Origin of the sequence: Bacillus mojavensis (assembly GCF_012648005.1) — a bacterium.
GTDB classification, from domain to species: Bacteria; Bacillota; Bacilli; order Bacillales; family Bacillaceae; genus Bacillus; species Bacillus mojavensis.
Genome location: NZ_CP051464.1, coordinates 3,631,058 through 3,644,794, shown reverse-complemented (window position 1 = coordinate 3,644,794; position 13,737 = coordinate 3,631,058). Strand labels below are relative to the sequence as shown.

At 46.9% G+C, this 13,737-nt stretch carries 10 protein-coding genes and 1 pseudogene; 8 read left to right on the top strand and 3 right to left on the bottom strand.

Going from position 1 to position 13,737, the window contains the following annotated elements; translation table 11 throughout:
* Positions 1 to 155 precede the first annotated feature (155 nt).
* The 8 genes and pseudogenes from HC660_RS18935 to HC660_RS21395 form a co-directional block, all read left to right on the top strand.
* Positions 156 to 3,842, top strand: coding sequence for a nitrate reductase subunit alpha (locus HC660_RS18935; RefSeq protein ID WP_168748996.1), 3,687 nt, complete (start codon positions 156 to 158; stop codon positions 3,840 to 3,842).
* Positions 3,832 to 5,295: a nitrate reductase subunit beta gene (gene narH / locus HC660_RS18930; RefSeq protein WP_168748995.1), complete on the top strand. Its 1,464-nt coding sequence runs from the start codon at positions 3,832 to 3,834 to the stop codon at positions 5,293 to 5,295. Before HC660_RS18935 ends, narH begins: the two co-directional genes overlap by 11 nt.
* A 25-nt stretch (positions 5,296 to 5,320) precedes the next feature.
* Complete coding sequence (narJ, locus tag HC660_RS18925; RefSeq protein ID WP_168748994.1) at positions 5,321 to 5,875, top strand: nitrate reductase molybdenum cofactor assembly chaperone; 555 nt, start codon at positions 5,321 to 5,323, stop codon at positions 5,873 to 5,875.
* Complete coding sequence (narI, locus tag HC660_RS18920; protein WP_168748993.1) at positions 5,872 to 6,543, top strand: respiratory nitrate reductase subunit gamma; 672 nt, start codon at positions 5,872 to 5,874, stop codon at positions 6,541 to 6,543. The genes narJ and narI overlap by 4 nt, the downstream gene beginning before the upstream one ends.
* A 153-nt stretch (positions 6,544 to 6,696) precedes the next feature.
* Entirely contained in the window at positions 6,697 to 7,326 is a 630-nt protein-coding gene (locus HC660_RS18915) for a YitT family protein (protein WP_168748992.1), read from the top strand.
* Positions 7,327 to 7,430: 104 nt separating this feature from the next.
* Positions 7,431 to 8,933 carry a cardiolipin synthase gene (gene cls / locus HC660_RS18910; RefSeq protein WP_168748991.1) on the top strand — a complete coding sequence of 501 codons (1,503 nt, stop codon included), beginning with the start codon at positions 7,431 to 7,433 and terminating at the stop codon, positions 8,931 to 8,933.
* An 88-nt stretch (positions 8,934 to 9,021) separates the two neighbouring features.
* On the top strand, positions 9,022 to 10,749 hold the full coding sequence (locus tag HC660_RS18905) for an ABC transporter ATP-binding protein (RefSeq protein ID WP_168748990.1): 1,728 nt from the start codon (positions 9,022 to 9,024) through the stop codon (positions 10,747 to 10,749).
* 2 nt (positions 10,750 to 10,751) lie between these two features.
* Positions 10,752 to 10,930 (top strand): annotated as a pseudogene (locus tag HC660_RS21395) (dihydrofolate reductase); the annotation flags it as partial.
* A 233-nt stretch (positions 10,931 to 11,163) separates the two neighbouring features.
* Here HC660_RS21395 and HC660_RS18900 read toward each other — a convergent pair.
* The 3 genes from HC660_RS18900 to cls (HC660_RS18890) all read right to left on the bottom strand — a co-directional run bounded on the left by HC660_RS18900 (position 11,164) and on the right by cls (HC660_RS18890) (position 13,692).
* The gene (locus HC660_RS18900; RefSeq protein ID WP_168748989.1) at positions 11,164 to 11,436 is read right to left on the bottom strand and encodes a hypothetical protein; all 273 of its coding nucleotides are present in this window, start codon (positions 11,434 to 11,436) and stop codon (positions 11,164 to 11,166) included.
* Positions 11,437 to 11,517: 81 nt separating this feature from the next.
* Positions 11,518 to 12,480, bottom strand: a complete 963-nt coding sequence (uvsE, locus tag HC660_RS18895; RefSeq protein ID WP_168748988.1) for a UV DNA damage repair endonuclease UvsE — start codon at positions 12,478 to 12,480, stop codon at positions 11,518 to 11,520.
* Between the two features lie 12 nt (positions 12,481 to 12,492).
* Positions 12,493 to 13,692 carry a cardiolipin synthase gene (gene cls, locus HC660_RS18890; RefSeq protein WP_168748987.1) on the bottom strand — a complete coding sequence of 400 codons (1,200 nt, stop codon included), beginning with the start codon at positions 13,690 to 13,692 and terminating at the stop codon, positions 12,493 to 12,495.
* Positions 13,693 to 13,737 lie beyond the last annotated feature (45 nt).

Below are 13,737 nucleotides of genomic sequence, written 5' to 3'. Positions count from 1 at the left end.
AAGGAGTCGGGTTTTTTGATCAGTCTATCCATTCCTTCTTCTTCATGTGAACTTTCTGTGAAAAAAGGGGAGTGTGTGACATAGTTCACAAGGAAATATCCTGCCTCTGTATATAGTGAATTTAGAATACCTGACTCGGAAGGAGTGAAATACTCATGAAAAAAAAGAAAATGAGTCCGTTGTTTAGGAGATTAAACTATTTCTCTCCTATTGAGCATCAATCAAATAAACATAGTCAAACAACCTATGAAGATCGTGATTGGGAGAATGTATACAGAAACAGATGGCAGTACGATAAGGTCGTCCGCTCCACCCACGGCGTCAACTGCACAGGGTCCTGCAGCTGGAATATATACGTGAAAAACGGCATCGTCACATGGGAAGGGCAAAACCTGAATTATCCGTCAACCGGCCCGGATATGCCTGATTTCGAACCGAGAGGCTGTCCGCGAGGGGCCAGTTTTTCATGGTATATCTACAGCCCGCTCCGTGTGAAATATCCATACGTGCGCGGTGTGCTGATCAATTTGTGGCGTGAAGCATTGCAGGCTCATCAAAACCCTTTGGAAGCATGGAAATCGATTGTTGAAAATCCGGATAAAGCGAAGTCCTTTAAACAGGCGCGGGGAAAAGGCGGTTTTGTGCGCGCTGAATGGCCGGAGGTGCTGAAGCTGATTTCGGCCTCTCTGCTCTATACAGTCATGAAATACGGGCCTGACCGGAATGTGGGCTTTTCCCCGATTCCGGCCATGTCCATGATCAGCCACGCGTCAGGCTCGCGGTTTATGTCTTTGATTGGCGGCCCTATGCTCAGTTTCTATGATTGGTATGCGGATCTTCCGCCGGCATCCCCGCAAATCTGGGGCGACCAGACAGACGTCCCGGAAAGCAGTGATTGGTACAACTCAGGCTATATCATCACATGGGGCTCCAATGTCCCTCTCACAAGGACGCCTGATGCGCACTTTTTGGCAGAAGCCCGCTATAAAGGGGCAAAAGTCATCTCAATCAGCCCGGATTTCGCGGAATCCTCAACATTTGCGGATGACTGGCTGAGCATTCGCCAGGGAACAGACGGCGCGCTTGCGATGGCGATGGGGCATGTGATCCTGCAGGAGTTTTACGTTAATCAGAAGACAGAGCGTTTCATAGAGTACGCAAAGCAATACACGGATTTCCCGTTCTTTGTCACTCTAACTAAAGAAGATGGCGTTTATACGGCCGGGCGTTTTCTTCATGCAAAGGATATCGGGCGGCAGACGGGGCATGATCAGTGGAAGCCTGCGGTGTGGAATGAACGTACAAGCGCATTCGCGATCCCGCAAGGAACAATGGGCTCCCGCTGGGACGGCCAAAAGAAATGGAACCTGCACATGATAGATGAAGAAACAGGCGAATCGATTGAACCCCGGCTCTCAGTGCTCGGCATAGAGGACGAAATCGGCACGGTTCGAATCCCTTATTTCTCAAATGAGGGAAACAGAGTGCTTGAGCGAGACCTGCCGATTAAAAAACTGGCCATGGACAATGAAGATGTGTATGTCACAACCGTGTTTGACTTGATTTTGGCTAACTACGGTGTGAATCGGGGGATCGGGGAGAAATCAGCCTGCTCGTATGACGATCCTGAACCGTTTACGCCAGCCTGGCAGGAGCATGTGACAGGAATCAAAAAAGAAGCCGTCATTAAGATAGCCAGAGAATTTGCCCAAAATGCGATCGATACAGAGGGCCGTTCCATGATTATTGTAGGAGCTGGTATTAATCACTGGTTCAATTCCGATACGATCTACCGCGCTGTGTTAAATCTTGTGTTATTAGTAGGCGCCCAAGGTGTTAACGGCGGAGGCTGGGCTCATTATGTGGGTCAGGAAAAACTCCGCCCTGCTGAAGGCTGGCAGACAATTGCAAATGCAAAGGACTGGGAGGGCGTGCCCAAGCTGCAAAACGGCACCTCATTTTTCTACTTTGCGACTGACCAATGGCGCTACGAGGATCAGCCGGTCAGTGACTTGGCATCACCGATCGCTGGGTCATCCCGCTACAAGCATCACGCCGATTACAATGTGCTGGCAGCAAGACTCGGATGGCTTCCGTCTTATCCGACATTTGATAAAAACGGAATTGACCTGTACAAAGAAGCTGAAAAAGCGGGGGCAACAACACCTGAAGACGTTGGTGCGTACGTGGCCTCACAGCTTCAAGAGAAAAAGCTGAAATTCGCCATTGAAGATCCTGACAATGAAGCGAATTTTCCGAGAAACCTGTTCGTGTGGAGAGCGAATCTGATTTCCAGTTCGGGAAAAGGGCATGAATATTTTCTCAAGCATCTCTTGGGAACGACGAACGGCTTGATGAATGACGACAGCGACAGCATCCGTCCTGAAGAAATCAAATGGCACGAGCAGGCTCCGGAAGGAAAGCTCGATTTGTTAATCAATCTTGATTTCCGAATGGCCGGTACCGCCTTGTATTCCGATATCGTGCTACCAGCGGCGACATGGTATGAAAAACACGATCTCAGCAGCACCGATATGCACCCGTTCATTCATCCTTTTGCTCCGGCGATCTCAGCTCCGTGGGAATCAAAGTCAGACTGGGATATTTTCAAGGCGCTGTCTAAAGCCGTTTCTGATCTGGCAGAAGAAGTCGATATGGACCCGGTGAAAGAAGTAGTCGCGACGCCGCTCCTTCACGACACCATGCAGGAATTGGCCCAGCCGTTCGGCAAAATCAATGACTGGAGCAAAGGCGAATGTGAAGCCGTCCCGGGGAAAACGATGCCGAACATTCAAGTCGTTGAAAGGGACTACAAGCAAATTTTTCATAAAATGACTGCGCTCGGCCCAAACGCCGCCTTAAAACCGAGCGGAACAAAAGGCATGAGCTGGTCGATTGCCGATGAATATGAATCACTCAAAAAGAGATTGGGAGAAATCACCTCGGACAGCGTTGCAAAGGGGTGTCCGAATATAAGTGAAGCAAAGCAGGCGGCAGAAGCGATTTTAACCCTATCGTCCACTTCTAATGGGAAAGTTGCCGTAAAAGCATGGGAATCGCTTGAAAACATCACAAACCTGGAGCTGAAAGACCTGGCGGAAGAACGGGAGGAAGAATGCTTTACGTTTGAACAAATTACAGCCCAGCCGAAAACGGTGATCACATCTCCGGCATTTACAGGTTCTGAAAAAGGAGGGCGCAGGTATTCGCCGTTTACGACAAATGTGGAAAAATTGATTCCTTGGCGTACGCTGACAGGCAGACAATCCTACTATGTCGATCATGAACTGATGATGGAATTCGGGGAAACGATGGCGACCTTTAAACCGATCCTCCAGCATCGTCCGTTTCTAAGCAAGCGGCCTGATCAAGAGGGCAAAGAAATTGTCCTCAATTATTTGACGCCGCATAATAAATGGTCTGTCCATAGCATGTATTTTGATTCCTTGCCGATGCTTACGCTATTTCGTGGCGGGCCTACAGTATGGATGAATAAAGATGATGCGGGGGATGCGGATATCAAAGACAACGATTGGATTGAATGCTTTAACCGAAATGGGGTTGTCGTAGCGAGAGCGGTGCTGTCTCACCGGATACCAAAAGGAATGGCGTTTATGCATCATGCCCAAGACCGCCATATCAACGTGCCCGGCACAAAACTGACCAATAACCGCGGAGGCACCCATAACAGTCCGACAAGAATTCACGTCAAGCCGACACAGATGATCGGCGGCTATGCCCAGCTCAGCTACGGCTTTAACTACTACGGACCTACGGGGAATCAGCGTGATCTGAATGTGGTCATCCGCAAGCTGAAGGAGGTCGATTGGCTTGAAGATTAAAGCGCAAATCGGAATGGTCATGAACTTAGATAAATGCATCGGCTGCCACACGTGCAGCGTAACCTGCAAAAACACATGGACAAACCGTTCCGGTGCCGAATATATGTATTTCAATAATGTAGAAACAAAGCCGGGTATCGGCTACCCGAAGCAATGGGAGGATCAGGACAAATATAAAGGCGGCTGGACCTTAAAAAAAGGAAAGCTCGAGCTGAAATCAGGCCCGAAAACCAACCGCCTTGCAAATCTTTTCTATAATCCGAATCAGCCAACCATTGATGATTACTACGAGCCTTGGAACTATGATTATGAAACGCTGACTAACAGTCCGCAGAAAAAACACCAGCCTGTAGCGCGGCCAAAATCGTCGCTGACGGGAGATTTTATGAATATTGAATGGGGGCCGAACTGGGAGGATGATCTGGCGGGCGGCCACATTACGGGGCTTGAAGATCCAAACGTTCAAAAGATGGAGGAGTCTATTAAAACGGAATTCGATGAAGTTTTTATGATGTATCTTCCGCGTATCTGCGAGCATTGCATCAACCCGGCGTGCGTGTCCTCTTGTCCGTCCGGTGCCATGTACAAACGGGAGGAAGACGGTATTGTACTCGTGGATCAAAACGCATGCCGTTCATGGAGATACTGTGTTTCATCCTGCCCTTATAAAAAAGTGTATTTTAACTGGCAAACGAACAAAGCCGAAAAATGCACCCTCTGCTTTCCGCGTTTGGAGGCGGGACTGCCGACCATCTGCTCTGAGACATGCGTGGGGAGAATCCGTTATTTGGGCGTCATGCTGTATGACGCGGATAAGGTGGAGGAAGCGGCATCTGCTGAAAATGAAAAGGATCTCTATCATTCTCAATTAGAAGTGTTTCTTGATCCGAATGATCCCGAGGTTGCTAAACAAGCAAAAGAACAGGGCATCCCGACAGAATGGATAGAGGCTGCACAGCAATCGCCCATTTATAAGATGATCATCGAATGGAAGATTGCGCTGCCGCTTCATCCTGAGTACCGTACGCTGCCGATGGTTTGGTACATTCCACCTTTGAGCCCGATCATGAATGTCTTTGAAGGAGAGGGAAGCCGGCAAACAGCGGAAGACATTTTTCCGGCTATTGACCAAATGAGAATTCCGATTGACTATTTGGCGCAGCTATTAACGGCAGGTGATACAGATCATATTCGGTCGACATTAAAGAAAATGTCTGTCATGCGCCAGTATATGAGATCGGTCCAGACGAATAAATCCATCGACCCGGCACTGATCTCCAGCGTCGGCTTAACAGCACAGCAAATTGAAGACATGTATCGGCTGCTTGCGATCGCCAAATATGATGACCGCTTTGTGATTCCGAGCAGCCACCGTGAAGACATTTCTGATTTATACACTGAACAAGGGAGCTGCGGCTTATCATTTTCCGGCGGCCCGGGCTCTTGTTTCTAACTTTTGATAAATGAGGTGTAAACAGATGAACACCACAGATCGGCAAATCGCATTCTCTGCTCTTTCCTGTCTTCTTTCGTATCCGGATGAAGAGTGGAGAGCTGAGCTTCCCGATTGGAAGGCTCTGATTCATGAAATTGGCAATCGGCAAATCCGTGAGAAGCTGCTGCGCTTTTTAGAGGCGTTAGCCTGTTTTTCACCAGAAGCGCTGATTGACCACTATGTCTATACGTTTGACTTCGGAAAAAAAACGAATATGTACGTCACTTACTTTCATTCAGGTGAGCAAAGAGAACGCGGCGTTGAATTGCTGCATTTAAAAAACACATACCAGCAATCAGGCTTCCTGCAGACTGACAAAGAGCTGCCTGATTACCTGCCGCTTATGCTGGAATTTGCAGCAGTTGCGGAGATTGAAGCAGCGAGAAGCGTGTTTGAGAAATATAGGTCCAATGTGAGGGAACTGGCATCCCGCCTCGAAAAAAATAAGAGCATATATGCTGAGCTGCTGCACGTGCTGCTGGCCGCGCTGGAAAACATCGGCGTGTGTGAAAGCGTTGAAGGGGCTGTTCAGGCATGAGCGGGCAGATCCTGTGGGGCGTAATGCCATACATTGTTTTAACGATCTTTATCGGCGGCCATATTTACCGCTACCAGCATGACCAATTTGGCTGGACGGCGAAATCAAGCGAGCTGTTAGAAAAGAAAAAACTCGCGGCGGGCAGCATACTTTTTCACTGGGGCATGCTGTGCGTTATCGGCGGACATCTCATGGGAATTCTGATGCCGGAAGCCTTGTACACCTCCATTGGCATTTCAGAGCATGTTTATCACAAAATGGCGATTGGCGCAGGCCTGCCGGCTGGGGTTGCGGCATGTACCGGACTTTTCATTCTGACGTACAGAAGGCTGTTTGACAAAAGAATCCGCAAAACCAGTTCGCCATCGGATATCCTTATTCTCATCCTGCTGCTGTTCATGATGTTGACAGGCGTTGCCGCCACGTTTCTCAATATTGATTCGAGAGGATTTGATTATCGGACAACAATCGGGCCGTGGTTCAGGGAGATCTTTTTGTTCAGGCCTGACGCCTCCTTGATGGAGAGTGTCCCCCTATGGTTTAAGCTTCATATCATGATAGGATACATCGTTTTTATCCTGTGGCCATTTACGAGATTAGTTCACGTGTTCAGTCTGCCGCTCAAGTATTTGACACGAAGCTATGTCGTGTATCGGAAACGTTTGTAAAAATCCCCCCCTCAAAGAGGGGGATTTTTTATGATAAATCGTTTGATGAAAAAATAAAAACATAAGATATTTTCTGCCAAGGTAATGGCTGGGCAGCCAGGGATCCTGTTATGTTTGTATTTGGACATAACATGTGAAAAAGGAGAGTGAAGAATGAAGCGGATGTTACTCATTTTCACTGCTTGTCTTATGACAGGCGCCGGGGTCCTGACACTCAGACATTCTCACGTATTAACCGGCGGGACAGCCGGACTGTCACTAAGCCTGACATACTTGTTTCACTCCTCGTTTGCCATAATCTTCTTTCTGATCAATATCCCGTTTTATGTATTTTCTCTCATCAGAATGGGCGTCAAATTCACCCTATCCACTGTATTTGCAGTCACAGCGCTGACTCTGTTTACAAGCGTTGATCACTGGCTGCCGTCTGTCTCTTTTTCACCGTTTGCCGGCGCGATTTGCGGCGGAGCATTAATCGGGTTCGGCCTGTCGCTCATGTTTTATCATCAGGCATCCCTTGGCGGTGCTAATATTCTCGCTTTATTTTTGCAAAAGCGCTATGGCTGGAATCCGGGTACGGTGAATTTCCTCTTCGATTTTGGCGTAGTGCTGGTCGGCATTGTCTCCGTCGGATTGCTGAAAGGGCTCTTCTCTTTAGTGTCGATTGCGGTCACGGGCCTGATCGTCAGCTTCTTCAAAAATAAAATCAAAAGCAGCTACTCCCTCAATCCGGCTTTGCTCCAGAACATCACACCCGGCCAATCACAGGAAGCATCATCATAAGCCTTTCCGCCCCGTGTGCGGAGAGGCTTTTTTCATAGAAAGGTTTAAAGGTTAGAAATAAGAGGAAATACGAAGGTAATCGGATCGGATTGGAGAGGGGACAAATGCTGAAAAGGAGACTGGAGTTTTTCTTTTTATATATCATGCTCATTGGGGCATACATCATATGGGTTTTTCCGGTTTCCAGACTTGAGTTTTACGGAGGATTGCTTTGCTATGCCGGTATTATTTTGTTCAGCATTTATTCGTTAATCCTTGAAAACCGAACATCACAGCACACGCTGTTATGGATACATATTCTTGTCTTTTTTCCGATCGCGGGCTACATGTTTTATCTGTTTTCCGGACAGCTGTATGTAAAAGGAAAGCTGTTTAAAACAAAACGAATGTACAACAGGGAGAAGCTTCGGAAGCAGTTTGACATGGAGGAAACGCCTGAAGTGACCGGATTGAAGGACAATCAAGAAAGGTTTTTTACCTATTCCATCAGGGCTTCACATATGAATATCAACACGAAAAGCAAGGTAAAGGTTTTGAAAAACGGGGAAGAAACCTTTCCTGATATTTTCAAGGCAATGCGGAAAGCAAAATCTTATCTGCATATCGAATACTATATGTTCAAATCGGACATGCTTGGCCGCGGCATGATGGAGATTATGATGGAGAAGGCGCGTCAGGGTGTCGAGGTACGTTTTTTGTATGACGCTGCGGGCAGCATCAAATTGGCAAGTAGAGATATTATGAAAATGAGAAAAGCGGGTGTGGACATCATTCCTTTTTCTCCGCTGAAATACGGGTTCTTCAATCAGAAATTAAATTTTCGAAATCACCGTAAAATCGTGATCATAGACGGGAAAATTGGCTTTGTCGGCGGATTGAATGTCGGGAAGGAATATATCAGCAGAGACCCGGGCATCGGTTTTTGGAGAGACACTCATCTGCGGCTGGAAGGAGAAATTGTGCAAACGCTTCACGCCATCTTTATGCTGGATTGGGAATATGTCTCTAATGAAGTATTAATTGATCAAAAAGAATACAATACGCCAGTTCCCGTGGAGGGAGGAGGCATTTATCAAATCGTCGCGACAGGGCCTGACATGAAGGAGAGCATGAGTGACCTCTACTATGAAATGATCTCTACAGCGCAGAAATCTGTGTGGATTGCCACACCTTATTTTGTCCCAAATGAATCCATCCGCACGGCTTTGAAAGCCGCGGCGACAAAAGGGGTCCAGGTGCGGATTATGGTGCCGGAGACGAATGACAGCTTTTTAACGCAATACGCGTCGAGATCGTATTTCCCTGAGCTGCTTCTGGAGGGGATTGAGGTATATTCATATCAAAAAGGCTTCATGCATCAAAAAGTGATAATCATTGACGGCGATATCGCCTCAGTCGGAACCGCAAACATGGATATGCGCAGCTTTCAGCTCAATTTTGAGGTGAATGTTTTCTTCACGGATGCCGAAGCAATCCGCACCCTGGAAGACCATTTCGAAGAGGATATGATGGAAAGTGAGAAACTTAGTCCTGTCGGTTTTTATAAAAGAGGAATGGCTGATCGGACAAAGGAGTCAGTTGCCCGACTCTTTTCAAGCGTTCTGTAAGAAAAAAGTAATACTGTCTTTTCATACAGCCCGTGTATAGTATAATTGAGAAATCTTATCAGTTATTGATGCATTGGGGGAAGATAGAGTGCTGCGGCAATTTTTTGCGTATTATAAACCATATAAAACATTGTTCTTTCTCGACTTTTTCTCGGCGATTGCAGGAGGCTTAATGGAGCTGAGTTTTCCTTTGATCGTCAACTATTTCATTGATACCTTGCTTCCGGGGAGAGACTGGGGCCTGATCATCGCGACCTCAATCGGATTGTTTGTCGTTTACGCGCTCAGTTCGGCTCTCCAATATGTCGTCACGTATTGGGGGCATATGCTCGGAATCAATATCGAAACCGATATGAGAAAATCGCTTTTTGACCATCTGCAAAAGCTGTCCTTCAAATTTTACGACAACAACAAGACGGGAACGTTAATGTCGAAGCTGACGAACGATTTAATGTACATCGGCGAAGTCGCCCATCACGGTCCAGAAGATTTGTTCATCGCCATTATGACGATTCTCGGGGCGTTCGGGGTTATGCTGTTTATTAACTGGCAGCTGGCATTGCTGACGTTTATTATCATGCCGATTGTCATTTGGCTGGCGCTTTACTTCAACAAAAAAATGACCAAAGCGTTTACGACGCTGAACAAGGATATCGGAGACTTCAGCGCGCGGGTAGAAAATAATATCGGCGGCATCCGGCTCGTTCAGGCGTTCGGCAATGAATCGTTTGAAAAAGAGCGCTTTGCTGTCAACAATCAGCGGTTCCGGATCACTAAGCTGTCATCCTATAAAATCATGGCGAAAAACGGTTCCATCAGCTATATGCTGACACGGTTTGTCACGCTGTTTGTCCTCTTATGCGGAACATGGTTTGTGATTCGCGGCTCCTTGTCATACGGAGAATTTGTAGCGTTTGTGCTGTTAACTAATGTCCTGTTTCGGCCGATTGACAAAATTAACGCCATTATTGAAATGTATCCGAGGGGAATTGCCGGCTTTAAAAGCTACATGGAGCTGATGGAGACAGAGCCGGATATTCAGGATTCTCCTGAGGCGAGAGACGTTTCCGGGCTGAAAGGCGATATTTGCTATCAGCATGTTTCGTTTGGCTATGATGAGAATCAACATGTCCTTCATGACATTAACCTGACCATACGGGCGGGGGAAACGGTAGCGTTTGTCGGACCGTCCGGAGCGGGGAAATCAACGCTTTGCAGTCTGCTTCCGCGCTTTTATGAAGCATCGGAGGGTGACATTACCATTGATGGCGTCAGCATTCAAGACATGACGCTGTCTTCCTTGCGCGGGCAGATTGGCGTTGTGCAGCAGGACGTTTTCTTATTCTCGGGCACACTGAGAGAGAATATTGCATATGGCCGTTTGGGCGCATCAGAAGAGGAAATCTGGCAAGCTGTAAAGCAGGCTCACTTAGAAGAACTTGTCAATAACATGCCGGATGGATTGAACACCGTCATCGGAGAGCGCGGCGTAAAGCTTTCCGGCGGGCAAAAGCAGCGCCTTTCAATTGCGAGGATGTTCTTGAAAAATCCATCTATCCTGATTCTTGATGAAGCAACTTCTGCTCTTGATACAGAAACAGAAGCGGCGATCCAAAAGGCGCTTCAAGAATTGTCGGCGGGGCGCACGACGCTGGTGATCGCCCACAGACTGGCGACGATTAAACACGCGGACAGAATTGTCGTCGTGACAAAAAACGGTATCGAGGAACAGGGGCGGCATCAGGAACTGATCGAAGCCGGCGGTATTTACAGCAGACTGCATCAAGCACAGTTCGGAGAGATGGTGCAGCAATAGGAGGCAAGGGTGATAACGGGTACAGTGAATTTTATTACCGTTGATACTGTCATATTAGGACGGAGCACGTATGAACATATTAAAATCCTTACACCCAATATTCTGTACGGGGATAAAACATGCTGCGTTTTACGGGAACGTCCGACACTATCACGATGAACACGTGACGCTTATCAGCGAAGACGTCAGGCATTCACGGCCGCTTAACACCTTTGAAAGAGGACGCCATCGACGATTCCATCATCACTGTTATTCCCGTTGTAATAGGGACCGGCATCCCGCTGTTTCATGAACAAAATACCGAAACAAAGCTGGGTTTACCGATATGAAACGATTTGGACAGGCGGCGCAGCTCCATCATAAACGAGCATAAGGAAAAGGATAGACATCACTGTCTATCCTTTTTTATGTAAGTTAGAGCGCTTCTCTCTCAGCGGGCTCGATCATATTCTGAAACTTTTCAACCAGCTGAGATGCTTTTGTCCCTTCAACCACAATCAGATATTCCTTTTCATTATGAGCCATGCGGAATGTCTCCAGCTCGATTAAGTTTTTGATTTTGCACATTGTTTTCTTTGAGTAAATATACACCTCGTGGCTTCCGGAATGGCACATTTTATAAAGATGAATCAAATTTCTTAAAGTGAATGCCTGTGCGGCTACCTTTAGAGACTTGATGTTTTTCATGTTCTTTCTCCTCCATCGATTCTTGTCTTATATAGCGTATGTTCCCAATGTGTACAAACTGTAAACCTGTTTTTTTTATACTTATGTTTTCCATTGCAGAGCACCGCCGCCAATCCGTTTCACGCCGCGGATTGAGCTCAATTCATCCATCAGCCGGAGAAGCGCCTTGTCCTTCTGTTTCGCCTCGATCATGAAATCAATATTGGTTCCCCATTGCCTGAAGCGCTCCAAAAGCGGCAGCAAAAAGTTGGCATCTACATAATCCGCATGGCTGCGCACCGCTTGCTCCGACTTTGGGGAGGAAAGATGGACCTTCGGCTGCAATCCGATCCGCTGCCATGTGTTGATCATCCGCGGAAGTGCTTCATTCAGGTCCGCATGATCATCCGAGTTGGCGTAAAAATGGTGAAAATCAAAGACAAACGGAACATTCTCTAGCTCACAGATCTGAAGCGTCTCTTCCGTGGTATACGTTTTATCGTCATTTTCCAGCGTCATCCGCTGCTTGATCTCTTCCGGCAGCAGTTTTATGTTTTGATGAAATTGTTTCAGAGCGTTTTCTTTGTTTCCGTAAGCGCCGCCGATATGGATGTTGATAATCGAGCGGTCTGCAATCCCCATTGCTTCAAGCATGCGGTAGTGATAAGCCATATCGGTTACAGCATTTTTTGTAATAGATTCCTTAGGGCTCGTAAACAGGGTAAATTGGTTAGGATGAAAGCTTGTGCGCAGATTGTATTTTTTCACAAGCTCCCCAATCTCACGGAACTCCTTGCGAAATGGCGTCACAAAGTCCCACATTACGTCAGGATGAGTGGCCAGCGGCACAATTGAGCTGGAAAAACGGTACAATGGAATATCGTGGCCGATGATGTAGTGAAGGGTTCTCATTGTATTGCGCAAGTTAGCTTTTGTCGCAGCCAAAAGGGCTTCTTTTCTCTCATCCTCGGGCAGCTTTGAATAACGGGCGAATGTCAGTGTTTTGGCGGGAGACGCATCCCAAAGGCTCATCGCATTTGAGACGAACCCGAATCTGAAAATCATAGGAACTCTCCTTTATAAAAAATAAGATAATGCTTTACCGAGCCATTCCGCCGGGCGCTGCCTGAACGTGCGCTTTTTGAAATTTTCTGTTGTCAGCAGGTCCGACTTTTTAATATCCTCTTCAATCGTGGCATAGACTTCTTTTGTAAATGCAACATCATCGATTTCAACGTTTACCTCTTCATTTAAAAACAGGCTTCGCTGATCAAAATTGGCTGTGCCGATCATGCTGAAGTGATCGTCAATGATCAAGGCTTTCACATGATAAAACCCTTGGTAAAAACGGTAGATGAGACAGCCGGCATCAAGCAGCTCCGAATAATATGTAAAAGCAGCTTCTCTGACCAGAGGGTGATCAGATTTCATGGGCACAATCAACGTAACATCCACACCGTTTTTTCTTGCTTTGACCAAAGCCTGCTGAAGCGGTTTAGTCGGAATATAATAAGGCGTGCAAATCGTAATACGCTTTTTCGCCCTTGCGATATTTGCCAAATACGTTTTTTCAAGAGCATAGCCGTCAGTCGCATAAATCTTATGAGGGATATTCCCTTGCGGAAGTTCGGGCCAAACATCCGGACCGAGTTCGGCTGAGCCGGTATTTCGTTTCAGGTCGGCTGTAAAAAGCGTTTGCAGATCGCGGACACCTTCGCCCGTCATACGCAGATGATAATCCTCCCAATTGCCGAACTTCGCCTTCTTGCCAAGGTATTCCTCACCAATGTTAAACCCGCCGACATAGCCGACTTTTCCGTCTATCACAGCAATTTTCCGGTGATTTCGTTTTTGTATATGAAAAAAGAAATAAGGGAAACGAGGCCGGTTCAGAAAATGAACGTGAACGCCGGCGTTTTTCATCGTCTCCAGCGCCGGTTTTTTAATTTTTTGGCTGCCCGACCAATCCAGAAGCAAATAAACCGAAACACCGGCCTGGGCTTTTGTTTTCAGCAGTGTAAACATATTGTGGCTGACCTCATCGTTTTTCATAATAAAAAACATCACGTGAACAGAAGAGACGGCATCGCGTATATCTTGCATCATCCGTTCAACAAGGTCAGCGCCGCAGTGAATTAATTCGATATCACTTTTCTTTTTTGTAAAAACAGGCTCGTACGCTCTCTTTCTGTAAGCGGCGCGGCCTATAAAGATATCCAGCAGGATTATAGCCAATAGTATGATGACAATAATGAGAATCACGAAAAATACCTTCATCCCGGCACTCCTTTCCGTAGTAGTAGATATTGTGCCCGAACAGAG

Excerpts from the sequence above, each read along its gene's own strand:
- HC660_RS18935 (WP_168748996.1), top strand. The coding sequence starts at position 156 with ATGAAAAAAAAGAAAATGAGTCCGTTGTTTAGGAGATTAAACTATTTC.
- cls (WP_168748987.1), bottom strand. The coding sequence starts at position 13,692 with ATGAAGGTATTTTTCGTGATTCTCATTATTGTCATCATACTATTGGCT.
- HC660_RS18900 (WP_168748989.1), bottom strand. The coding sequence starts at position 11,436 with ATGAAAAACATCAAGTCTCTAAAGGTAGCCGCACAGGCATTCACTTTA.
- narI (WP_168748993.1), top strand. The coding sequence starts at position 5,872 with ATGAGCGGGCAGATCCTGTGGGGCGTAATGCCATACATTGTTTTAACG.
- HC660_RS18915 (WP_168748992.1), top strand. The coding sequence starts at position 6,697 with ATGAAGCGGATGTTACTCATTTTCACTGCTTGTCTTATGACAGGCGCC.
- cls (WP_168748991.1), top strand. The coding sequence starts at position 7,431 with ATGCTGAAAAGGAGACTGGAGTTTTTCTTTTTATATATCATGCTCATT.
- uvsE (WP_168748988.1), bottom strand. The coding sequence starts at position 12,480 with ATGATTTTCAGATTCGGGTTCGTCTCAAATGCGATGAGCCTTTGGGAT.
- narJ (WP_168748994.1), top strand. The coding sequence starts at position 5,321 with ATGAACACCACAGATCGGCAAATCGCATTCTCTGCTCTTTCCTGTCTT.